At 28.3% G+C, this 22,268-nt stretch carries 21 protein-coding genes and 1 tRNA gene; 12 read left to right on the forward strand and 10 right to left on the reverse strand.

Annotated features, from left to right (window positions below; genetic code table 11):
- Positions 1-385 precede the first annotated feature (385 nt).
- The 3 genes from ACH2BC_RS01920 to ACH2BC_RS01930 are packed head-to-tail and all read left to right on the forward strand — an operon-like array spanning position 386 to position 4,240.
- On the forward strand, positions 386-1,408 hold the full coding sequence (locus ACH2BC_RS01920) for a pesticidal protein Cry7Aa (protein ID WP_395052285.1): 1,023 nt from the start codon (positions 386-388) through the stop codon (positions 1,406-1,408).
- Between the two features lies 1 nt (position 1,409).
- Positions 1,410-3,749, forward strand: a complete 2,340-nt coding sequence (locus tag ACH2BC_RS01925; protein WP_395052287.1) for a glycosyltransferase — start codon at positions 1,410-1,412, stop codon at positions 3,747-3,749.
- A gap of 11 nt (positions 3,750-3,760) precedes the next feature.
- Positions 3,761-4,240, forward strand: coding sequence for a universal stress protein (locus ACH2BC_RS01930; RefSeq protein ID WP_395052289.1), 480 nt, complete (start codon positions 3,761-3,763; stop codon positions 4,238-4,240).
- Between the two features lie 8 nt (positions 4,241-4,248).
- Here the strand turns inward: ACH2BC_RS01930 and ACH2BC_RS01935 are convergent, their stop codons facing one another.
- From ACH2BC_RS01935 to ACH2BC_RS01960, 6 genes are all read right to left on the reverse strand, one after another.
- Complete coding sequence (locus tag ACH2BC_RS01935) at positions 4,249-5,028, reverse strand: DUF3667 domain-containing protein (protein WP_395052290.1); 780 nt, start codon at positions 5,026-5,028, stop codon at positions 4,249-4,251.
- A 153-nt stretch (positions 5,029-5,181) separates the two neighbouring features.
- A complete protein-coding gene (locus ACH2BC_RS01940) occupies positions 5,182-5,349 on the reverse strand; it encodes a hypothetical protein (protein WP_395052291.1) in 168 nt (55 codons plus the stop codon).
- Positions 5,350-5,351: 2 nt separating this feature from the next.
- The gene (locus ACH2BC_RS01945) at positions 5,352-5,600 is read right to left on the reverse strand and encodes a putative toxin-antitoxin system toxin component, PIN family (protein WP_395052292.1); all 249 of its coding nucleotides are present in this window, start codon (positions 5,598-5,600) and stop codon (positions 5,352-5,354) included.
- Entirely contained in the window at positions 5,581-5,811 is a 231-nt protein-coding gene (locus ACH2BC_RS01950) for a hypothetical protein (RefSeq protein ID WP_395052293.1), read from the reverse strand. Before ACH2BC_RS01950 ends, ACH2BC_RS01945 begins: the two co-directional genes overlap by 20 nt.
- A gap of 154 nt (positions 5,812-5,965) precedes the next feature.
- The gene (purL, locus tag ACH2BC_RS01955; protein WP_395052294.1) at positions 5,966-9,727 is read right to left on the reverse strand and encodes a phosphoribosylformylglycinamidine synthase; all 3,762 of its coding nucleotides are present in this window, start codon (positions 9,725-9,727) and stop codon (positions 5,966-5,968) included.
- A gap of 169 nt (positions 9,728-9,896) precedes the next feature.
- Positions 9,897-11,468, reverse strand: coding sequence for a hypothetical protein (locus ACH2BC_RS01960; protein ID WP_395052295.1), 1,572 nt, complete (start codon positions 11,466-11,468; stop codon positions 9,897-9,899).
- Positions 11,469-11,617: 149 nt separating this feature from the next.
- Between ACH2BC_RS01960 and ACH2BC_RS01965 the strand changes: the two genes are divergently transcribed.
- The 4 genes from ACH2BC_RS01965 to ACH2BC_RS01980 all read left to right on the forward strand — a co-directional run bounded on the left by ACH2BC_RS01965 (position 11,618) and on the right by ACH2BC_RS01980 (position 14,109).
- On the forward strand, positions 11,618-12,046 hold the full coding sequence (locus ACH2BC_RS01965; protein WP_395052296.1) for a hotdog fold thioesterase: 429 nt from the start codon (positions 11,618-11,620) through the stop codon (positions 12,044-12,046).
- Entirely contained in the window at positions 12,043-13,122 is a 1,080-nt protein-coding gene (locus tag ACH2BC_RS01970) for a chorismate-binding protein (RefSeq protein WP_395052297.1), read from the forward strand. The genes ACH2BC_RS01965 and ACH2BC_RS01970 overlap by 4 nt, the downstream gene beginning before the upstream one ends.
- A 133-nt stretch (positions 13,123-13,255) precedes the next feature.
- Complete coding sequence (gene bshB1 / locus ACH2BC_RS01975; RefSeq protein ID WP_395052298.1) at positions 13,256-13,972, forward strand: bacillithiol biosynthesis deacetylase BshB1; 717 nt, start codon at positions 13,256-13,258, stop codon at positions 13,970-13,972.
- Between the two features lie 61 nt (positions 13,973-14,033).
- Positions 14,034-14,109, forward strand: a tRNA-His gene (locus ACH2BC_RS01980).
- Positions 14,110-14,163: 54 nt separating this feature from the next.
- On the opposite strand, the gene ACH2BC_RS01985 is transcribed toward ACH2BC_RS01980, so the two are convergent.
- A complete protein-coding gene (locus ACH2BC_RS01985; protein WP_395052299.1) occupies positions 14,164-15,237 on the reverse strand; it encodes a hypothetical protein in 1,074 nt (357 codons plus the stop codon).
- A 10-nt stretch (positions 15,238-15,247) separates the two neighbouring features.
- Positions 15,248-16,237 carry a UDP-3-O-(3-hydroxymyristoyl)glucosamine N-acyltransferase gene (gene lpxD / locus ACH2BC_RS01990; protein WP_395052300.1) on the reverse strand — a complete coding sequence of 330 codons (990 nt, stop codon included), beginning with the start codon at positions 16,235-16,237 and terminating at the stop codon, positions 15,248-15,250.
- Positions 16,238-16,407: 170 nt separating this feature from the next.
- Between lpxD and ACH2BC_RS01995 the strand changes: the two genes are divergently transcribed.
- Positions 16,408-16,872, forward strand: a complete 465-nt coding sequence (locus ACH2BC_RS01995) for a hypothetical protein (protein WP_395052301.1) — start codon at positions 16,408-16,410, stop codon at positions 16,870-16,872.
- 88 nt (positions 16,873-16,960) lie between these two features.
- On the opposite strand, the gene ACH2BC_RS02000 is transcribed toward ACH2BC_RS01995, so the two are convergent.
- On the reverse strand, positions 16,961-17,986 hold the full coding sequence (locus tag ACH2BC_RS02000; protein WP_395052302.1) for a M28 family metallopeptidase: 1,026 nt from the start codon (positions 17,984-17,986) through the stop codon (positions 16,961-16,963).
- Between the two features lie 5 nt (positions 17,987-17,991).
- Positions 17,992-19,071, reverse strand: coding sequence for a DUF3667 domain-containing protein (locus tag ACH2BC_RS02005; RefSeq protein WP_395052303.1), 1,080 nt, complete (start codon positions 19,069-19,071; stop codon positions 17,992-17,994).
- A 109-nt stretch (positions 19,072-19,180) separates the two neighbouring features.
- On the opposite strand from ACH2BC_RS02005, the gene ACH2BC_RS02010 reads away from it, so the two are divergent.
- The 4 genes from ACH2BC_RS02010 (at position 19,181) to ACH2BC_RS02025 (ending at position 22,243) form a co-directional block, all read left to right on the forward strand.
- Positions 19,181-19,636, forward strand: a complete 456-nt coding sequence (locus tag ACH2BC_RS02010; RefSeq protein WP_395052304.1) for a DUF1801 domain-containing protein — start codon at positions 19,181-19,183, stop codon at positions 19,634-19,636.
- The gene (locus ACH2BC_RS02015) at positions 19,636-20,436 is read left to right on the forward strand and encodes a sulfite exporter TauE/SafE family protein (RefSeq protein ID WP_395052306.1); all 801 of its coding nucleotides are present in this window, start codon (positions 19,636-19,638) and stop codon (positions 20,434-20,436) included. Before ACH2BC_RS02010 ends, ACH2BC_RS02015 begins: the two co-directional genes overlap by 1 nt.
- 63 nt (positions 20,437-20,499) lie before the next feature.
- The gene (locus ACH2BC_RS02020; protein WP_395052307.1) at positions 20,500-21,903 is read left to right on the forward strand and encodes a rhodanese-like domain-containing protein; all 1,404 of its coding nucleotides are present in this window, start codon (positions 20,500-20,502) and stop codon (positions 21,901-21,903) included.
- 127 nt (positions 21,904-22,030) lie between these two features.
- Positions 22,031-22,243 (forward strand): hypothetical protein, encoded by a 213-nt coding sequence (locus ACH2BC_RS02025; RefSeq protein ID WP_395052308.1) that lies wholly within the window; start codon positions 22,031-22,033, stop codon positions 22,241-22,243.
- The last annotated feature ends 25 nt before the right edge of the window (positions 22,244-22,268 follow it).

The raw sequence follows: 22,268 nt of genomic DNA on the forward strand, positions 1-22,268 counted from the left end.
TTTTTAACCAAATGGAGTTCGTTCGATTTAGGAAAACCTAAAGGCGATTATTTACATAAATATGTCAGCCGAAATGATTCTTTAAAGAAATAAATTTTAAAATATTAATTATTTAGCATCCTCAAAAAGTTTTAACTTTTTGAGGATTTTTTTTGTGAATTTATTTGAAAATTTACTTCAAATGTTAATCTGTTAATTGTGTAATTTATGTCAAATATTGTGTAATTCATAATTACAAAAATATTTGAACTTTGTAATACTTAGAATTTCAATGACATAACTGACTTTGCATTTATAATTTTAGTTCATTTATAATGCTAAAAAATAGGTTTTTAGTTGTTTTAATCTTTAGAGTTTAAATATTATTTAATCTATTTCTAATGCTATGATAACCGTAAAAAAACAAGGAATTGTACTTAAAAAAACAAGTTTAGCATTTGAAAATGACAGCGTGCTTAATCCTGGAGTTTATCAAGATGGAAATACTCTTCACATGTTGTATCGAGCAGTAAAAAAAGGAAATTATTCTACAGTTGGATATTGCAAATTTGATGGACCATTAAATGTAATTGAACGTTATGATACTCCAATTATAATTCCCAATACAATTGAAGAAAATAAAGGAGTTGAAGATCCAAGAATTGTAAAAATTGATGATTTATTTTATATTACTTACACAGCTTATGATGGGATTAACGCACTTGGAGCATTAATAACTTCTAAAGATTTGATAAATTTTGAACGAAAAGGAATTATTACTCCAAAGTTCACTTTTGACGAATTTCAAAATCTTGCCGAATGTAATAACTTAACAAGTGTAAAATACTTTCGTCACAACCGACATTTTAATCCTAACGACAAAGTTTATATTTGGGATAAAGACATTGCATTTTTTCCAAGAAGAATTAATGGTAAATTGGCTTTTCTCCACAGAATAAAACCCGGAATTCAATTGGTTTTAATTGATGAAATTGAAGATTTAACTAATGATTTTTGGACTAACTATTTGTTACATTTTAATGAACATATTATAATTGATCCAAATGAAAACAATCATGAATCAAGCTACATTGGTGGTGGTTGTCCGCCAATTGAAACTAGTGAAGGTTGGATAATGATTTATCATGGAGTTTATGATACTGTAAACGGTTATGTTTACACAGCTGCAGTTGCACTATTAGATTTAGATAATCCCATAAAAGTTATAGCAAGATTACCTTATCCATTATTTGAACCCGAATTAGATTACGAATTAAATGGCGTTGTTAATAATGTTGTTTTTCCAACAGGAACAGCATTATTTGACGATCAATTATATATTTATTATGGTGCAGCTGATAAAACTGTTGCTTGCGCATCTGTGAGTTTAAAAGAATTAGTACAAGAATTATTATCAAACAAAAATTAGTATGAGAACCTCTATTTCATCAACAAACGAAAAAAATGTAATTGGTTACAATCCAAATTTAAAATTAAATTATAAGGCAACTTTACTTGATTCTTATAAAACGATTAAACCAAGTTTGGCATTAAAAACTATTGAATTACCAGAAATTTTATTTATAACTTCTTATCCTCCAAGAGAATGCGGCATTGCAACCTATTCTCAGGATTTAAGAAATGCAATTAAAGAAAAATTTGGAAACACTTTTTCTCTAAAAGTATGTTCCTTAGAATCTAAAGAAAGTAATTTCAATTATCCAGAAGAGGTAAAATATAATTTAAATACGCAAGACGAAGAATCTTATAAAATATTAGCAAGAAAAATAAATAGTAACGAAAATCTTTCGTCTGTTTTTTTACAACATGAATTTGGACTTTTTGGTGGAGATTATGGCGAAAAAATTCTTCCTTTTCTTCAAAGTATTATGGTTCCAATTACTACAACATTACATACAGTTTTGCCAAATCCAAACAATAAATTATTAGATGTAGTTCAAAAAATTGTTAGATATTCTGATGAAGTTATTGTTATGACTAATAATTCGGCTTCGTTATTGATGAATGATTACGGAATTTCGTCAGATAAAATAAAAGTAATTCCACACGGAACGCATTTGGTTGCTTCAATTTCAGATGCAATTAAAGAAACTAAAAATGAATTTACAGACAAAATTGTACTTTCAACCTTTGGGTTAGTTAGCGAAGGAAAAAGTATAGAAACCGCTCTTGATGCTTTGCCAAAAATTATAGCAAAATTTCCGAATGTTTTGTATTTAATTATCGGAAAAACGCATCCAGAAGTTGTTTTAAAAGAAGGTGAAAAGTACAGAGAATTTCTTTATAAAAAAGTCAAGAAGTTGCATTTACAAGACAATGTTCGTTTTATAAACAGCTATTTATCATTGTCAGAATTGATGTATTATTTACAACATACCGATATTTATTTATTTACTGCCAAAGATCCAAATCAAGCTGTAAGTGGTACTTTGGCTTATGCAATGGCTTGTGGTTGTCCTATAATTTCAACACCAATTCCGCATTCAAAAGAACTTATTGATGGTGCTGGAGTGAATTTTGATTTTCAAGATTCAGCGCAACTTGCAGACGAAACTATTAAATTATTATACCAACCCAAATTAATGAAAAAAATGCAATTAAATGCGTTGCACAAAATTAACCCAACGTGTTGGCAAAATGCTGCTTTATCTCACATTGCATTGATTGAAAACAAGTTAGATCATAAAAATGTTAGTTTGAATTATGAGTTGCCAGCAATAAATTTAGATCATATTAAAAGAATGACAACTAAAGATGGATTTATTCAATTTGCAGAAATTTCCAATCCTGATATAAAAACTGGTTACACCATTGATGACAATGCAAGAGCTTTAATTGCAATGGTAAAACATTATGAAATTACTAAAGATATTGCCGATTTATTTTTGATAGAAACCTATTTAAGTTTTCTGTTATATTGCCAGCAAGAAGATGGAAGTTTTTTAAATTATGTTGATAAACTTGGAAATTTTACTAATAATAATCACAATGAAAACCTTGAAGATTCTAACGGAAGAACAATTTGGGCATTAGGAGAATTTGCATCTCACAGTGATTTGTTTCCAAAAGAATTTATTGACAAAGCGAATGTTGCAATAGAAAAATCAATTGTTCATATTTTAAAATTCAAATCACCAAGAGCCATTTCGTTTTCTATAAAAGGATTGTATTGGTATGATTTAAAAAATAATACTCCAGAAATTACCGCTATAATTACCAAATTGGCAGATAATTTAGTTTCAAAATTTAGAGGCGTTTCTGATGATAAATGGAAATGGTTCGAAAATTATTTAACTTATGCTAACAGTCTTTTGCCAGAAGCAATGTTGTATGCATCGTTAAAAACTGGAAGTAAATTGTATAAAAAAATTGCTAAAAAAACGTTCGATTTTTTATTGAATATTACTTTCAAAGACGATCAAATAAAAGTAGTTTCTAATCAAGGTTGGAATCATAAAGGAAAAGATGTTAATAATTATGGCGAACAACCAATAGATGTTGCTTATACAATTCTGGCTTTAAACAAGTTTTATGAAGTATTTGAAGACAAAGAATATTACAATAAAATGGTGGTTGCTTTCAATTGGTTTTTAGGAAAAAATCATTTAAATCAAATTGTTTACAACCCAAAAACTGGCGGTTGTTATGATGGATTGGAAGAAAATCACCTCAATTTAAATCAAGGTGCAGAATCTACTGTGAGTTATTTAATGGCACGTTTGGTATTTGAAAAAAGTAAAATAAATTAATAAATAGTCTTATGAAAACAGATAAAAAAGTACTTATTGCAATTGATTACAATTCAAATGCAACCAAGATTGCAGAAATTGGATATTCGTTTGCCAAAGCAATGAATGCTGAGGTTACATTGCTTCACATTGTAGAAAATGAAACCTATTACACATCATTTATTACATCGCCAATATCAGGAATTGGAGATTTTGATAGCGCCACTTTTTTTCAATATTTGAATACCGATTCTCCAACAGACGCTGCAAATTATTATTTAGATAAAATAAAAACACATCTTAAAGACGATGCAATAATAACGTTGGTAGAGAAAGGTGAATTTGCAGAAGGAATACTAAAAACAGCAAAAAAACTAAAAATAGATTTGATAATTATAGGTTCACACAGTCAAAAATGGCTAGAGAAAATCCTTGTTGGAAGCACTACAGAAAATGTTTTAAATAAAACTACAATTCCTTTGATGATTGTTCCTACTAGGAAGCATAGGTGATTTTAGATTTATTGATAAACTAATTTTATGTTAAAACTCCAATTTGTAAAATAGCCAAATAATAAAAAAATTAAACCTATTATTTCAATTAAAAATAATATCAAATTTAAAAAAGTTCTAAAAATAATTCCTTTGGTACTGTAATTTTCTTTAAAACAATTGTAATAACTAATGCATAAATGAATAATAATAAAAATGGGTATAGATTTATCTACAACATTTGAAATTACATCAATATATTTAAAAAATTCGCTAAAATTGGTTAAACTACCAATTGTTGTTATAATCATTACTCCAAGAAATATCATTCCTGAAATAATAAAATGTTCACTTAAATTTAATTTTTTTCTTCTAAAAATTACCCAACTATTAAATGCTAATAATGGAACAAAAGAAAAAATTATTAATTTTGAATACTTAGTTACAAAATCATCAATTGATTTTCCTGCTGTATTTGTTTTATGTATAGTAGACAAATTGAAATAATATTCATTCAATTTGTCATAATATTGATTAAGAAATATGTTTAAACCAATAAATAATAATATTAGATAAAATACATTATAATATTTAATTCTTTTTCCAGAAATATAATCTAAAGCTGCATTTCCAGGTCTTAAAATTACTTCTTTAATTGTGTAAAATATTCCTCTTTCAAAATGCCAAACTCCATGAAGAATATCATGAGTGATGAATTTTTTAAATGTAATTCTAAGTGTATCAGTTTTTTGTCCGCAATTTGGACAGAAATTTTGTGAAGTTGGATTTTGGCAATTTAAACAATTCATATATATTATTTATTTCTCATTCACATTCTCAACCCAAACTCTAGCATTAATAAATACTTCCAACCAAGGAGAAACTTCATCTCTTCTATCTTTTGGATAATACGCCCAATTCCAACAAATCACTTTTCGCAAAAAAGTACCTTTACTTATGATTTATTTTGGTTTATGATTTTCCCAATAGTCTCTTGGCGTTACAATTTTAGTTTCTTTGTAAGTTGGGAAAATAAAATCTGTTGTATTTCCAGTAATTACATAATCTGCAATACATTCATCAGCAAGTTCTAAAACCATATTATCATCAGCATCAGAAATTAATTGCAATCTTATTTTCGGCTTAAAAATAGATGCCTTGTTTTCAATTGCAACAAGTAATGTCTCAGCTCGTGAAAAAAATCGTGAAATCTTGCAAACTTTTTTCTTCTTAATACTTCATAATATTCAGCTAGTAATTCATCTGAAACACACATTTCTATTTTGTCATCGATAAAAAGTTCGTTTACTATTGTGTAAGGATAACTATTCTGGATTAAGGATGAAATTATTACGTTTGTATCAATTACGATTCTTTGCATCTTTCCTAACAGCTTTTACTTCGTTTGTAATTTCGTCCATTGTCATTTTAGAAAGTCCATTTTTTTCTGCAAGTTCAATGCACTTACTTAAATTTTGGCGAGTCAATTCTTTACTTACAATGTCTACAAAATCAGTAAAATTTAATTTACTATCTTTTATTCCGAATTTGTTAAATTCTAAATCTGATATTGTTATGCTTAATGTTCTCATTTTTTTAATCTTTTTTCAAAATTACAAAAATAATTTCATTTTTAATTTATAGATTTCTTATGTATTTTTTCTTGGTCATTTCTGCAACTATTCGATAGTCGCAATAAATTAAAAAATATTAATTAAAATATTTTTCTTACAAAATATACAAATTTTATTTTTTATTAAAATTCTCAACCCAAATTCTAGCATTTACAAACGCTTCCAACCAAGGCGAAACTTCATCATTTCTATCTTTTGGATAATGTGCCCAATTCCAAGGAAATGTAGAACGCTCAATGTGTGGCATTGTAACTAAATGTCGTCCTGTTTTATCGCAAAGCATTGCTGTGTTATAGTCAGAACCATTTGGATTTGCTGGATAATTTTCATAACCATATTTGGCAACAATATCATAATTATCTTCTGATAAAGGCAAACTAAATTTTCCTTCACCGTGAGAAACCCAAACGCCAAGAGTTGTTCCTGCTAGTGATTTTAACATTACAGAATTATTTTCTTGCACTTTAACAGAGGTAAAAATACTTTCGTGTTTGCCAGAATCGTTGTGTTTCATTTTTCCATGAACATTGTGATCTGGATTTATCAATTCCAATTCCATAAACAATTGACATCCATTACAAATTCCAACCGAAAGTGTATCTTCACGTTTAAAGAAATTTTGCAAAGCATTTTTTGCTTTTTCGTTATATAAAAATGCTCCAGCCCAACCTTTTGCCGAACCCAAAACATCAGAATTTGAAAATCCTCCAACTGCTCCAATAAATTGAATATCTTCCAAAGTTTCTCTACCAGAAATTAAATCAGTCATGTGCACATCTTTTACATCAAAACCAGCCAAGTACATTGCATTTGCCATTTCGCGCTCACTGTTACTTCCTTTTTCTCTAATAATTGCTGCTTTTGGTCGAACCTCATTTGTCATTCTGACGAAGGAAGAATCTCCAGTAAAATGCTCAGGAAAAACATATTCCAATTTTTGATTAGCAAAATTCTCAAAACGTTCTAATGATTTTCCGTTTTTAGTTTGTTTTTGATCGAGTAGGAAAGAGGTTTCAAACCATTTTTCTCTTAAATCTGGAATGTTAAACTTTGTCACACTGAGCGCAGTCGAAGTGCTAATTTCTAAAAAATCTCCTTCAACAACTTCTCCTATTTTGAAATACTCAATTCCACGTCCAAAAAGATTATTTTCAAAAGCAATATTATTATTAGTTTGTAAAACCAAACCAATATTTTCAGAAAATAAAATTTTAACTAAATCTTTTTCTGGCAACTTATTAAAATTAATTTTGGCTCCAATATTCACATCTGCAAAACACATTTCTAACAAAGTTGTAATTAATCCGCCACTTCCAATATCGTGACCAGCAACAATTAAATCATTTTTAATAAAATGTTGTATAACATCAAATGTCTTTTTGAAGAATTCAGCATCTTTTATTGTGGGAACATCAGTACCAATTTTATTTAAAGTCTGTGCAAACGAACTTCCGCCCAACTTAAAGTCATCTTGCGATAAATTGATGTAATAAATAGAAGTTCCATTTCCTCTTTCATCATCAACTATTTGAAAAACTGGTTCAATAACTTTAGTAATATCATTGCAATTTGCTCCAGCAGAAATTATTACAGTTCCAGGCGCAATAACTTCATCATTAGGATATTTTTGCTTCATAGAGAGTGAATCTTTTCCTGTTGGAATATTGATTCCGAGTTCTATAGCAAAATCAGAACACGCTTTTACCGCTTCATACAATCGTGCATCTTCACCTTCATTTTTACATGCCCACATCCAATTGGCAGAAAGTGAAACACTTTTTAAACCTTCTTTTAATGGTGCAAAAATAATATTTGATAATGCTTCACCAATGGCATTTCTACTTCCAGATGTAGGATTTACCAAAGCAGAAATTGGCGAATGTCCAATAGAAGTTGCAATTCCTTCTTTACCTAAAAAATCCAAAGCCATAACGCCAACATTGTTCAAAGGCAATTGTAAAGGTCCAACACATTGTTGTTTTGCCACTTTTCCTCCAACACATCTGTCGACTTTATTAGTCAACCAATCTTTACAAGCAACAGCTTCAAGTTTGAATAATTCTTCAATATATTTTGGAATATCTTCTTGATTATAAGTAATTTCAGAATAATTTCTTTCGATTTTTTTATCGTTCATTACCACTTTAGGCGAACTTCCAAACATATCTTCAAGAGCAAAATCCATTGGCTTTTCTCCAGTTTTTTTGCTTTCAAATGTAAATCTATGATTGTCTGTAACATCACCAACTTGATACATTGGTGAGCGTTCTCTATCGGCAATTCGTTGTAAAAATGCTATATTTTCTTTACCAATTACCAATCCCATGCGTTCTTGAGATTCGTTTCCAATAATTTCTTTTGCAGAAAGTGTTGAATCGCCAATTGGTAATTTGTCTAAATCTATTAATCCACCAGTTTCTTCTACCAATTCTGAAAGACAATTTAAATGTCCGCCAGCACCATGATCATGAATAGAAACTATCGGATTTACATCGCTTTCTACTAATCCACGAATGGCATTTGCGGCACGTTTTTGCATTTCAGGATTAGAACGTTGTATGGCATTTAATTCAATTCCAGAACCAAAAGCTCCAGTATCTGCAGACGAAACTGCTGCGCCACCCATTCCAATTCTATAATTTTCTCCACCAAGTAGTACAATTTTATCTCCAGCAGTTGGTTTCTTTTTTATAGCTTGATCTAGTTTACCATAACCAATTCCTCCAGCTTGCATAATTACTTTATCGTAACCCAATTTGCGTGCTGAACTCGTTTCAGCATCTTTTGATTCATCATGCTCAAATGTTAAAATAGAACCAACTATAAGTGGTTGTCCAAATTTATTTCCAAAATCAGATGCTCCGTTTGATGCTTTTATCAAAATATCCATTGGCGTTTGATACAACCATTTTCGTTTTTGCATTCCGTTTTCGTATTCACGATTATTTGTCAAACGTGAATAAGATGTCATATAAACTGCTGTTCCAGCCAATGGTAATGAACCTTGTCCGCCAGCCAATCTGTCTCGAATTTCTCCACCAGAACCAGTTGCTGCGCCATTAAATGGTTCAACTGTAGTTGGAAAATTATGCGTTTCTGCTTTTAATGAAAGAACTGAATCAAAATCTTTTACTTCGTAATAATCAGGTTTATCGGCAGATTTTGGAGCAAACTGTTGCACTATTGGACCTTTAATAAAAGCTACATTATCTTTGTAAGCAGAAACAATATCGTTCGGATTTTCTGCAGAAGTTTTCTTAATCATTTTGAACAATGACGATTCTTGTTCAATTCCATCAATTACAAAAGTTCCATTGAAAATTTTATGTCTGCAATGTTCAGAATTGACTTGTGAAAATCCAAAAACTTCAGAATCAGTAAGATTTCTATTTAATTTTTTAGATAAATTTTCTAAATAATCTACTTCATCTTGACTTAATGCTAAACCTTCTTTTTTATTGTATTCAGAAATATTTTCTATTTCTAAAATGTTTTCTGGTTGAATATTTATTGTGAAAATATCTTGATTTAATTCGGAATATTTTTGCGAAAGCATTGGATCAAAATCAGAGAAATCGCTAGAAACTTTGTGAAATTCTTCAATTCTAATGATGTTTTCAATTCCCATATTTTGAGTAATTTCGACAGCATTTGTACTCCAAGGCGTTATCATTGTGGATCGTGGACCAACAAAAAAATCCGCAAGAACGGATTTAGGTTTATCTGATTGAGATTCTGAAACAGATTTATGAGATTCTGAAACAAGTTCAGAATTAAAAAGCCAGTTAAGTTTTGAAATAGTTTCTTGTGAAAGCTCGTTTTTAGTTTGCACAGCAAAAACAGCAGTACTTTCGTTTCCGAAAAAATGAATCATTGTGTTGTTGTTTAATCTGAACTTGTTTACACTGAATTTATTTCAGTGTTTCAGATTCTCATCTTATATAAGTTCACTTTAGTTGTTAATGCAAATTTACGCCAAAATACATCAAATAAAAAAAGAGTTATCAATAGTTTTTAACTCAATTCAAACTTTAAGTAAATTTTTAAGGTATAAATTGATATGCACCAATTGTTATAGTAGGTGTTCTTGGCTTATTTAAAATGTCTACATTAACTGGACTTAAAAATGCCGGCATTAATGAAGGCGATAAACTTAAATCAACAGTAGGCCATAATTGATTTTTTGTAATATTTTTAAATTTTGGAGAATAATTTATATTATTTTTAGATATAAAGCAACTGTTGCTATATGGTCCAGTAATATTATTGAATTCAAACAAACCTGTATCATTAAGTTGACTACTATTGAACTTTATTAAACAATTTTTAAGATTATATGTGAAAGTTGCAGTACCTTTTTTATTTACAAAAAATTCAGTATTGTTTGAGCCATAAATTATACAATTTATAAATTCAAAATTACTTGGATTTGGATTTGAAGTAAATGTAGTGGCGTCAATATCAAGATAATCATTTAATAGAACAGCTAATTGTTTAGAACTTGGCCAATTGTTAATGAAAGTTGAATGAGTAAATTTATAATTACCTCCATAAGTTGCTGATAAACAAAATTGTCCAGCATTATTAATTACTAAATTTCTACCATTAATATTTGAATTTCTTGCAAGAATTCCAACATTTGAAGAGTTATAAATTTGAGATTCGTTAATTTCTAATTTAGGTGGATTTCCAGTAACAATATTTGTTTGCAAATATAAACCTATAGCTGAATTTTTAAGAGTTAGATGATTAATAGTATTATTTAAACTTGAAAAAATTAATACAGTTCCCCATTGTCCAGGCACATTTTCAAAACTAGATTCTAATCTATCACCTTCAAATGTTACTTCGTGTTTTGCAGTAATTTCACCATTTATATCAATATCATTAAGATGACCATCTATAATTAATTTTGCTTGATTGTCTATTACAAGTCCAGAATTTGCATGAAAATACACACTCGTTCCATCATTAATAGTAAGTGTACTTCCATTTGGTACAGCTGCATATCCATATATCACATAAGGTTTTAATGATGTCCAGTTTAGTTCATTTGGTAAAGTTAGTGTGTGTCCTTCAACTCCAACAAGTCCTTCTATAGTTAATGTTTCTTTTATTCCTGTACTTAAAGGTTTATCTGGATAAATAAAAATTGCATCTTGAATTAAAGTAACCAAATCAACATCTTGTGGCGTTCCAGAAATATTATAAAAATCGATATTATCTGTGTATAAAAAATCGTTTGGATTTGTAATGGCAGCATCTGCTGTTACTTCAATAAAAATAAACAAACTGTCTTTGGCAAGTAATTCTACATTACTAAAAATTTTATTTGTAGCTCCAATATCGCCTGTTAATCCATCAACTGTAATTCGGTATTTAGAAGTAATTCCTTTTCGTAATTGAATTTTAGGGATAGAAATATCTTTATCACTATTATTGTAAACCTTTAATCTATAAGTGCTTGAACCTATATTTGTAAAAATAGTGTCTAAATAAACTGTGTCTTTAGAAAATTCTAATCCGCCAGTACTTGGTTCAAAAACAAAATCTTTTCTGCAAGATGTTATTGAAATTGCCAATCCAATTATAAACAAAAAGAGTAATTTACGCATAGGTATTCTAATTTTGGTAAATGTATGTAATTATTTGAAATTTTGAAATAGGTTATAATTATTGATAACGTTACAAAATGAAATTTATTCTATTCTAATTTTTAGATTTTATATGAGTAGTATTTTGATTAAATTTGTAAAAAAAATGTATGTCATTTGATAAAGAAAAAGTATTACAACTCTGTCAAGAATGGTCTAAAAACACCTTGATGGAAACTTTAGAAATAAATTATATAGATGCTGGGGAAGGATTTTTAGTTGCTACAATGCCAGTAAATTCTAGAGTTCATCAACCAATGGGATTACTTCATGGTGGAGCAACAGTAGCTTTAGCAGAAAGTGTTGGAAGCGCAGCATCTTTAATGTTTATTAATCCAGAAAAACAAGAAGTTCGCGGAATAGAGATTTCTGCCAATCATTTACGAAGTAAAAAAGAAGGAATTGTTACTGCAACTGCCAAAATTATTCATCAAGGTAGAAGTATTCATCTTTGGGAAATTAAAATTGTTGATGAAAACGATAGATTAATTTCACTTTGCAAATTGACCAATATGATTTTACCAAGCAAAGGACGATGAGCGAAATATTTAAAAAAGCCAAAGAACATTTTAATTCAAGACTACCTTTTGTAGTTTATTGCAAACCAAATTCAGATAAAACAATTGCTTTATTTCAAAAAAATGATGATTTGTTTGAACTTGATTCAACTTCTCAAAGTGGCTTTGCATTTGTTTCTTTCAACAATTTAAAACGATATTTAATTCCAGATAATTATTGCGAGGTTTATTTTGAAAATAATAATGCTACTGATTTTATTATATCATCAAATATTGAAAATTCTTATACAGAAATAGATAAAGTAAATTTTGAAAAATTAGTTCAAAAAGGTGTAGATTCTATAAATAATAATCAATTTGAAAAAGTAGTATTGTCTAGAAAAGAATCAGTTGAACTACAAAATTTCGATTTTGAAAATGCTTTTAAAAAATTAGTATCCTATTATAACGAAGCTTTAAAATATTGTTTTTATCATCCAAAAATTGGTTTATGGATTGGTGCAACGCCAGAACAGTTTCTTAAAATTGAAGAAGATAAGTTAAAAACAGTTTCATTAGCAGGAACACAATTAAGTATTGATAATCAAGAAGTTATTTGGAGTAAAAAAGAAATTATAGAACAAAAAATTGTAACAGATTATTTAGTATATAATTTATCTAAATTTTCAGATTCAGTAGAATTTTCAGAACCATACACAATCAAAGCTGGAACTTTATCACATATTAAAACAGATATTGAAGCTAAAATTTCAGATAAAAATGATATTAGTAAAATAATAAATTTATTGCATCCAACGCCAGCAGTTTGCGGATTTCCAAAGCAAGAAGCCAAAGATTTTATTATAGAAAATGAAGGTTATGACAGAGAATTTTATTCAGGTTTTCTTGGCGAATGGAAAAAAGATTTTTTAACTTATAGAGAAAATCAATCTGATTTATTTGTAAATTTACGATGTATGAAGATTGAGATTGCTTTAAATTTAGCAATCACACAAGCAAAAATATTTATAGGTTGCGGAATCACAAAAGATAGTAGTGCAAAAAATGAATTTGTAGAAACGGTCAATAAATCTATAACTATGAAAAAAGCACTTTAAAGGTACGAAATACGAAGTACGAAATACGAGATTTAAAAACTATAAACAACAAACTATAAACAACAAACTATAAACAACAAACCATAAACAACAAACCATAAACAACAAACTATAAACAACAAACAACAAACAAATGAAATTAGATATTTTAGCTTTCGGTGCACATCCAGACGATGTAGAATTGGGTTGTAGCGGAACAATTGCCAAAGAAATTTCTCTAGGAAAAAAAGTTGGAATTATAGATTTAACTCGAGGCGAACTTGGAACTCGTGGTTCAGTTGAAATTAGAAATTCAGAATCTGAAAAAGCATCTAAAATATTGGGAATTTCAGTTAGAGAAAATCTAGATATGCGTGATGGATTTTTTATAAATGACGAAGCACATCAAATGAAAATTATCAAAATGATTAGAAAATACCAACCAGAAATTGTGCTTTGCAATGCCATAGATGATAGACATATTGACCACGGAAAAGGAAGTAAGTTGGTTTCTGATGCTTGTTTTTTATCAGGTTTGAGAATGATTGAAACCGAAATTAATGGCGAAAAACAAACAGCTTGGCGACCAAAAGTGGTTTATCATTACATACAATGGAAAAATCTTGAACCAGATTTTGTTGTAGATATTTCTGGTTTTATTGATGTAAAAATGGAATCAATTTTGGCATACAGTTCACAATTTTATAATCCTAATACCAACGAACCAGAATCGCCAATAAGTTCTAAAAACTTTTTAGATAGTGTAAAATATCGCGCACAAGATTTAGGCAGAATTACAGGAGTAGAATATGCAGAAGGATTTACTACAGAAAGATATTTGGCTGTCAATAGTTTAACAGATTTGATATAATTTTTATTTTTTATTTTGCTAAAACAAAGAAAAATTCTATATTTGCACTCTAATTAAACACGGTGATTGTAGCTCAGCTGGTTAGAGCATCGGTTTGTGGTACCGAGGGTCGCCGGTTCGAACCCGGTCATTCACCCAAAAAAAAAGTCTTGAAATTTTTCAAGACTTTTTTCGTTTTTAGCAATTTAAGTTTATTTAGAAAAATTATAACCAATTCCAAAAAGAATTACATGTCTGTAAGATTCAAATTTGTATTCACATTTTGCTAATAATCCTTTATATAAATCAAATTCAATTCCTGTTCCATAAACTATTCCTATACCAATGTTATTTTGTAAACCATTAAATAAAATGGAATTATCATTTTTATCTACTACTTTTAAATAGTTTAAATTAAAACCAGCTGTTATATAAGGTCTGAATTTTTCATTTAAAAAATTTTGCTGTAATTGTACTGGTAATGAAATTAATGAAGAAGTAAAATTGTATGTTACATTATTATATACTTGGGAATTTTTATTGTAAAAGTAATTTAATCCAAAATTTAAAGAAGTACTTCTACTTATTTTGGGATAATAAATTCTATATATACCTTGAAAAAAATATTCAGATTCATTTTGTTTAAATCCACCACCAATAGTAGCAATTAAATAATTTATTTTCTTTTCATTATAAGTTAAAACTTTACTTTCTAACCCAATAGATGAATTATATTCTGTAATAATTTTTATAAAACTATTTTCATTAAATTCGATAACTTTATTAGTATTAGAAAAACCATCTGTAGCAATATTTAAAATACCTCTATAATTATATTTTCTAATTTCTGTTTCTCCAGATATTAATTCATCATTTTGTAATACATAATTATTGGCATTATTTTTTACAACATAAATATCTTTATCGTTGTAAGAACATTTATATAAAGAACATTCACCTTTCAAAATTAAATTAGCAAAAAGAGTAATTTCAGTAGTATTTTTATTGGTTTTTATAGTTAAGGATTCAAAAAATTTACCATTTTCAGTGCTAAAAGAGTGTAATGTAGAAGCAACATAATTTTTACAATCTTTATCTGTAAATAATTCTTTAAAACATATTTCTGTAGCTAATTTTGTTATATCATCAGTTTTAATAAATCCTTCAATTTTTTTATTATCCTTTAAAATAATAGAACCTTTTTCAAACGCACTTTTTAACTGTGCCGATGATATATTGATTAGAAATAAAAAAAGAAAGTTTAAAATTAATTTAGTAATTTTCATGTTATATTTTTTATTGTGTTGCCATTCTTTTTAAAATTGCCCATTGTTTTAAAGCTGTTCTAGCTTCAACTGCTGGATAACCAATCATAGTTTTTCCTGCTGAAATATCTCCTGTTACTCCAGAACCTGCACCAACAATTGCTCCATCTCCAATAGTAGTATGGTCTTTTATAGAAGCACTTCCTCCAATAATTACGCCATTTCCTAAAGTTACTGAACCTGCAAGTCCGCTATTTCCTGCCATAATACAGAATTTTCCAAGTTTACTGTTATGACCAATTTGAACTAAATTATCAATTTTACAACCATCACCAAGAATTGTAGAACTAAATTTTCCTCTATCAACGCAAGAATTGGCTCCAATTTCTACGTTATTTCCTATAATTACATTTCCAATTTGTGGAATTTTTACCAATCCTCTTTCTGGACAAGGACGAAATCCAAAACCATCGGCACCAATTGAAGCATTTGGATGAATAATACAGTTGGAACCAATATGGCAACGTTCACGAACAACTGCGCCAGGCCAAATTACTGTATTGGAACCAATTGTAACTTCGTCTAACAAAGTTACGTTAGGATAAATAGTTACATTTTCTCCCAAAACAACATTTGGACCAATATAGGCATTTGCTCCAATTTTAGAATTTTTTCCAACAATTGCAGTTTCATCAATACAAGCTGTTTTATGAATTTCGGTATGAAATTTTGGTAAGTCTGGTGCAAATAAATCCAATATTTGACACATTGCTAAATCGGCATTATTAACTTTTATAAAGGCACGATTTTCTCCTGGTTCTATTGAAACATCTTCATTTACAATTGCCAAAGACGCTAACGAATTTTTCCAAAATTTTTCATATTTTTTATTTCCAATAAAAGAAATTTCACTTTTTTTAGCGGTTTCTAATTGTTCTGGAGCTGTAAAATTTTGATCTGTATTTCCAACAATTGTACCATTTAAAATAGCATTAATGTCTTGTAATGTGTAGGTTTTCATAATATAAAGTGAGGTTTGGTTGGTAAATTATGTTCAAATAAAGTGATAAATATTTATATTTACTATTTATAGCATAAAATTTAGGATTGTAATTTTAAAAATGGCTTTATTTTTGAAGACAATAGTTTGAAATAAATTTTATAAATTTGAAAAATATTGAATTACATAAAATGAAAAATATATTTTTATTGCTATTGTTTCCTATACTTTCTTTTGGTCAAATAGAAACTAGTTTGAAATTGAAAGTTGGAATTCTTCAAAATATGATTAATAAAGGAGAAGAAGGTGAAACTACTTTTTGGCAAACAAAAGGTAAAATTACTTTTGGTATTGTAAATTATACAGAAGAACAGAATCCAGTATTTAAAGAATTATTTATTAGTCAGTTTAAAGAATTGATTCCGATATTTAAAAAGATGAATGTGTCTGAAGACGAAAAAGATACAGCAGAATTTGTAAAAATAATTATAAGACAAGAAGAAGATTTTAGAAATTTATTGACCAAAGAACAATTGGAAAAGTATTTAAAACAGCTTGCAGAATTTGAAGTTAATAATCCAAAAGCAAACGAATCTTACAGTTCTTTATTCTTCTCAGAAAAATTATTAAATCTCTACAAAAAGAGTTTTAAATAGAAAAATCCTATTTTCAAACTTGAAAATAGGATTTTTTATTAATTGGCAAATCACTGAACACTGAACACTGATCACTGATCACTGAATACTATTTCCCATCTTTATCAACAACCAATCTATTTTCTCGATTGGCAATTTCCCAAACAATTGTAAAAGCAAGTTGTGTACGTTTAGTTAAAGCATCAAATTCTATTTTATCAACTTCATCAGATTGTTTGTGATAATCAGCATGAACTCCATTAAATAAAAATACAGAAGGAATTCCGTTTTTGGCAAAATTATAATGATCTGAACGATAATAAAATCTGTTTTTATCTGCTCTATCATTAAATTTATAATCAAGATTTAGTTTTGTAAATTTGGTATTTACGTTTTCACAAATGTTGTATAAATCGGTAGACAAATAATCAGATCCAATTAAATAGATATAATTATTAGAATCTTTATGGTTTTCGTCTCTTCGTCCAATCATGTCAATATTTACGTCAGCTACAGTATTTGCTAAAGGAAATAAAGGATTTTCAGTATAATATCTTGAACCATGTAAACCATGTTCTTCTCCAGTAACGTGAAGAATTAGTATAGAACGTTTTGGTCCATGACCTTCTTTTTTGGCTTTTTGAAACGCTTGTGCAATTTCTAAAAGTGCAACTGTACCACTTCCATCATCGTCTGCACCATTAAAGATTTCTCCATTTTTCATTCCAACGTGATCATAATGAGCAGAAATTACAACAATTTCATCTGGTTTTTCTGAACCTTCTATAAAAGCCCAAATATTTTCAGAATCTGGTAAACCTTCATTTCTTTTTTCGTTTAAATAAGCCGCAGGAACTGTTTGATAATAATCTTTTGCGCCTTTTGGAAAAGAAATTCCAGCTTTTTTATATTGTTCAATTAAATAACGTCCAGCCATTTTTTGTCCTTCGCTACCAGTTTCTCTACCTTGCATTTTATCTGATGCAACAATAGTTAAATGTGTTCTTAATTCTTCTTGAGTAATAGAGTTTATATAACTATTTTCGTCTAAAGGAATAACTTTTACAACTTGTTTTTGAGTTGTACAAGCTAATAAAGTAAGGCAAAGTGATGCTGTTATTAGTGTTTTTTTCATAATTTTTAATGTAAATTGATAAAGGTGTAGACTGCAAAGCAAGTTAAAATTATGCCAATAATAAAAAAGTTTATGAAAAACATAACAATTCCTTTTAAAATAGACATCCATCTTTTTTCTTCATAAAATCTATGATGTGCTGGAAAAAAGTAATACAACATATATACTACTGTAACTATTTTAAATATATAGTTTAAAACATTGAAAAAACTATAATTATTTACAAATGATATTAAAAAGTCTATAAAAGATATAAATAAACTTCCTAACAATAAAAATGAAAAATAATGAAGTGTAAAAATACCGTGATCAAAGTAATACCAACGTTTTTTATTTTGAAATATCCAAAGTACAAATGCAAATAATGGCATGTAAAAAAACAATGCTTTTGGTAAATTTTTAAAATAAGATTCAATAAATTTTTCTTGAATTTCTTCTTTAGTCATTTTGTCATTAATTAACTGACTTTTTCGTTTTAACCAATATTGAAAAGAACCTAGTTTATCAGACGATTTAGCATGTTCTTGAATAGAATCTAATTCTTTTACATTTTTATAATGTTTTCCAAGATTCATAAAACTATCATCTTCATTTTTCTTTTTCGCTTCAATAATAAACTTTTGTAATGAATCAGATTCTTTTTTAGAAATTAATCCTTGTTTTTCAAATTCTAAAATTTTCTGTTGCTCTTTATAAACAGTATCATTTTCAGATTTTGTTTTTTTATCGTCTGTATTAATTTGGACTAAATCATTTTTTTTATCATCATCACTTGGTAAAACTGCAATTAAAAAAAAAGTAACAAAACTTATAAAAATATACAATCTAATTGGTGCCAAATAAGACATTCGTTTGCCAGAAAGATATTCTTTGGTAAGTGAAGCAGGTTTAAAAATTAAATTTTTTATGGTACGCCAAAACGAGTTTTCATAATGCGTCAAATCTTCAAAAAAGTGAACAAACAATTGATGAAACGACTTTCTGGTGTCAATGTTTTCTTGACCACAATTGGAACAAAATCTATTTTCTACAACATAACTGCAATTGAGACAAGTTTTATCTTTTCTGATGGTATTTTTAGACATAAGCAAATTTATAAATGCGTTGTAAAGCTATAAAATTATTTAGTATTACATTTGTTAAAATCAATTAGTAACGAAAAAATGTTTTTGTTACTTAAATTATTTCAAAAATATGAAATCCCAAGCTAGCACAGTTGATAACTATTTACAAGAATTACCAGAAGATAGGAGAGAAGCAATTTCTAAAATTAGAACTTCAATTTTAAACAATTTACCAAAAGGTTTTGAAGAAATAATGTGTTACGGAATGATTGGTTATGTTGTGCCACATTCTATTTATCCAAATGGTTATCATTGCGATGCAAAGCAACCGTTACCTTTTATGAATATTGGTTCTCAAAAAAACTTTATTTCGCTTCATCATTTAGGACTTTATTTTGATGAAAATTTAGTAAATTGGTTTGCATCAGAATATGAAAATCATTCTAAAACTAAGCTTGATATTGGAAAAGGTTGCGTTAGATTTAAAAAAATAAACGATATTCCTTTAGATTTAATTGGTCAATTAGTAAGTAAAATTTCAGTTGAGAATTATATTGAAACTTATGAAAAAAACTTAAAACGTTAATGGAAATAAACTATATTATAGGATACTTTTTAGCGGTTTTAGTTGGAATTTCTTTAGGATTAATTGGAAGTGGTGGTTCTATTTTATCAGTTCCAATTTTGGTTTATGTCATGAAAATTGAACCAGTTCTAGCAACTGCTTATTCTTTATTTATTGTTGGAAATACCGCTTTAGTTGGAGGAATTCAAAAAGCTAGAGAAAAATTGGTAGATTTTAAAAAGGTTGTTCTGTTTGGAATTCCAACTGTACTAACAGTTTTTATAACCAGATTATTCTTGCTGCCAAGAATTCCAAAAATACTATTTTTTCAAGATTATTTTATTTTAAAATCTAATTTAATAATGATTGTTTTTGCAATGGTAATGTTTTTTGCATCTGTAAGAATGATAAAACCTTTAAAGAATATAGTTGTAAATGATGATGATAAAATAAATTATTTCAAGATTAGTTTACAAGGAATTTTTATTGGGTTAATTACTGGATTTGTTGGTGCTGGTGGCGGATTTTTAATTGTTCCTGCATTACTTTTTTTAGCAAAAACACCAATGAAAATGGCGGTTGGAACATCACTTTTTATAGTTGCATCACAATCTTTAATAGGATTTATGGGTGATTTAAGTACTATAAAAAATATAGATTGGAAAATACTAGTAGTTTTTACAAGTTTATCTGTTGTAGGATTTTTTATTGGAAACGTAGTATCTAAAAAAATATCTGGCGAAAAGCTAAAAACTGGTTTTGGATATTTTGTTCTAGTAATGGCAATTTACATCATAATTAAAGAACTTTTTTTAAATTAAAATAAAGTTTTAAACCTATATTAACAAACTTAAATTAGTAATTTTGTACTTTAAAATTATACTATGAAAATAGAACAAATATATACAGGTTGTTTATCTCAAGGCGCATATTATATAGAAAGTAATGGCGAAGTTGCAATTATTGATCCGTTGCGCGAAGTTCAAAATTATATTGATAAAGCCAAAGCTGACAATGCCAAAATAAAATATATTTTTGAAACGCATTTTCATGCCGATTTTGTTAGCGGACATGTAACTTTATCTGAAAAAACTAATGCTCCAATTGTTTTTGGACCCAATGCTAATACAAGTTTTAAAGCTCATATTGCAACTGATGGAGAAGTTTTTCAACTAGGAGAAATTACAATAACAGCGCTTCATACTCCAGGTCACACAATGGAAAGTACGTGTTATTTATTGAAAGATAAAAACGGAAAAGACTACGCACTTTTTAGTGGCGATACATTATTTCTTGGCGATGTTGGTCGACCAGATTTGGCACAAAAAGCAGCAACTATTACACAAGAAGATTTAGCAGGAATGTTATTTGATAGTCTTAGAAATAAAATTATGACACTTGCAGATAACGTAATTGTATATCCAGCTCATGGTGCAGGAAGTGCTTGCGGAAAAAATTTAAGTAAAGAAACAGTTGGTTCTATTGGAGATCAAAAAGCAACTAATTATGCTTTGCGAAATGATATGACCAAAGACGAATTTATAAAAGAAGTTACCGATGGATTATTGCCTCCACCAGCATATTTTCCTATGAATGTAAAATTAAATAAAGAAGGTTATGCCAATGTTGAATCTATTATTGAAGAAGCAAAACCTTATGATGCAACAACATTTGAACTACTTGCTAACGAAACAGATGCATTAGTTTTAGACGTTCGTCATCAAGATGATTTTTCTGCTGGTCATATTCCTAATTCTATTTTTATTGGTCTTGATGGCGGATTTGCTCCTTGGGTTGGCGCATTAATTATAGATGCTAAACAACCAATTTTATTAGTAACCCCAGTTGGAAGAGAAGTAGAAACCATTACAAGATTAGCCAGAGTTGGCTATGATAATACAATAGGATATCTTGAAGGTGGATTTGAAACTTGGATAAAATCTGAAAAAGATATTGAAACTTTAAATTCAGTTACAGCAGAAGAATTAGAAGATAAAATGAAAGAAAACACTTTAATTTTTGATGTTAGAAAACCAGGTGAATTTGCATCCGAACATATAGAAAATGTACCATCAACTCCATTAGATTTTTTAAATAATCATTTACAAGAATTTCCTAAAGATAAAGACTTTTATGTTCATTGTGCTGGCGGTTATCGTTCTGTAATGGCAATTTCAATTTTAAAAGCAAGAGGATTTCATAACGTTATAGATGTAAAAGGTGGTTATGCTGCTATAAAAAATACTGGAATAAAAAGAACAAATTTTGTTTGTCCTTCAACTTTATAATACTATAAATCAAAGTGATTATATTTAAAATTATCTTAATTTTTTTTAGGATAATGATTGTATTCAAATTTATTACTACATTTGAAATTGATAATTAAAATAATTAAAAATTTAAAACCATAAAAAAATGAAAAAATTAGTAACATCATTAGCAGTAGTTGCATTTTTATTTACAATGAATGTAAGTGCTCAAGAAAAAGTTTCTAAAAGAAAAAAGAAAGCTAAAACTGAGCAAGCATCAACAACTGCAACACCAACTGCTTCAGAGAAAAAAGAATGTTCAACAACTGGAACAAAAAAAGCTGGATGTTGTGCTCATAAAGAAGAAGCAAAATCATAAATGATTTAAAAAAAAGTGTTTAATA

The sequence above is a fragment of the Flavobacterium sp. genome, assembly GCF_043760115.1.
Taxonomy (GTDB): domain Bacteria; phylum Bacteroidota; class Bacteroidia; order Flavobacteriales; family Flavobacteriaceae; genus Flavobacterium.

Coding starts and splice junctions, on each gene's coding strand:
- ACH2BC_RS01920 (WP_395052285.1), top strand. CDS start 386: ATGATAACCGTAAAAAAACAAGGAATTGTACTTAAAAAAACAAGTTTA.
- ACH2BC_RS01925 (WP_395052287.1), top strand. CDS start 1,410: ATGAGAACCTCTATTTCATCAACAAACGAAAAAAATGTAATTGGTTAC.
- ACH2BC_RS01930 (WP_395052289.1), top strand. CDS start 3,761: ATGAAAACAGATAAAAAAGTACTTATTGCAATTGATTACAATTCAAAT.
- ACH2BC_RS01935 (WP_395052290.1), bottom strand. CDS start 5,028: ATGAATTGTTTAAATTGCCAAAATCCAACTTCACAAAATTTCTGTCCA.
- ACH2BC_RS01945 (WP_395052292.1), bottom strand. CDS start 5,600: ATGCAAAGAATCGTAATTGATACAAACGTAATAATTTCATCCTTAATC.
- ACH2BC_RS01950 (WP_395052293.1), bottom strand. CDS start 5,811: ATGAGAACATTAAGCATAACAATATCAGATTTAGAATTTAACAAATTC.
- purL (WP_395052294.1), bottom strand. CDS start 9,727: ATGATTCATTTTTTCGGAAACGAAAGTACTGCTGTTTTTGCTGTGCAA.
- ACH2BC_RS01960 (WP_395052295.1), bottom strand. CDS start 11,468: ATGCGTAAATTACTCTTTTTGTTTATAATTGGATTGGCAATTTCAATA.
- ACH2BC_RS01965 (WP_395052296.1), top strand. CDS start 11,618: ATGTCATTTGATAAAGAAAAAGTATTACAACTCTGTCAAGAATGGTCT.
- ACH2BC_RS01970 (WP_395052297.1), top strand. CDS start 12,043: ATGAGCGAAATATTTAAAAAAGCCAAAGAACATTTTAATTCAAGACTA.
- bshB1 (WP_395052298.1), top strand. CDS start 13,256: ATGAAATTAGATATTTTAGCTTTCGGTGCACATCCAGACGATGTAGAA.
- ACH2BC_RS01985 (WP_395052299.1), bottom strand. CDS start 15,237: ATGAAAATTACTAAATTAATTTTAAACTTTCTTTTTTTATTTCTAATC.
- lpxD (WP_395052300.1), bottom strand. CDS start 16,237: ATGAAAACCTACACATTACAAGACATTAATGCTATTTTAAATGGTACA.
- ACH2BC_RS01995 (WP_395052301.1), top strand. CDS start 16,408: ATGAAAAATATATTTTTATTGCTATTGTTTCCTATACTTTCTTTTGGT.
- ACH2BC_RS02000 (WP_395052302.1), bottom strand. CDS start 17,986: ATGAAAAAAACACTAATAACAGCATCACTTTGCCTTACTTTATTAGCT.
- ACH2BC_RS02005 (WP_395052303.1), bottom strand. CDS start 19,071: ATGTCTAAAAATACCATCAGAAAAGATAAAACTTGTCTCAATTGCAGT.
- ACH2BC_RS02010 (WP_395052304.1), top strand. CDS start 19,181: ATGAAATCCCAAGCTAGCACAGTTGATAACTATTTACAAGAATTACCA.
- ACH2BC_RS02015 (WP_395052306.1), top strand. CDS start 19,636: ATGGAAATAAACTATATTATAGGATACTTTTTAGCGGTTTTAGTTGGA.
- ACH2BC_RS02020 (WP_395052307.1), top strand. CDS start 20,500: ATGAAAATAGAACAAATATATACAGGTTGTTTATCTCAAGGCGCATAT.
- ACH2BC_RS02025 (WP_395052308.1), top strand. CDS start 22,031: ATGAAAAAATTAGTAACATCATTAGCAGTAGTTGCATTTTTATTTACA.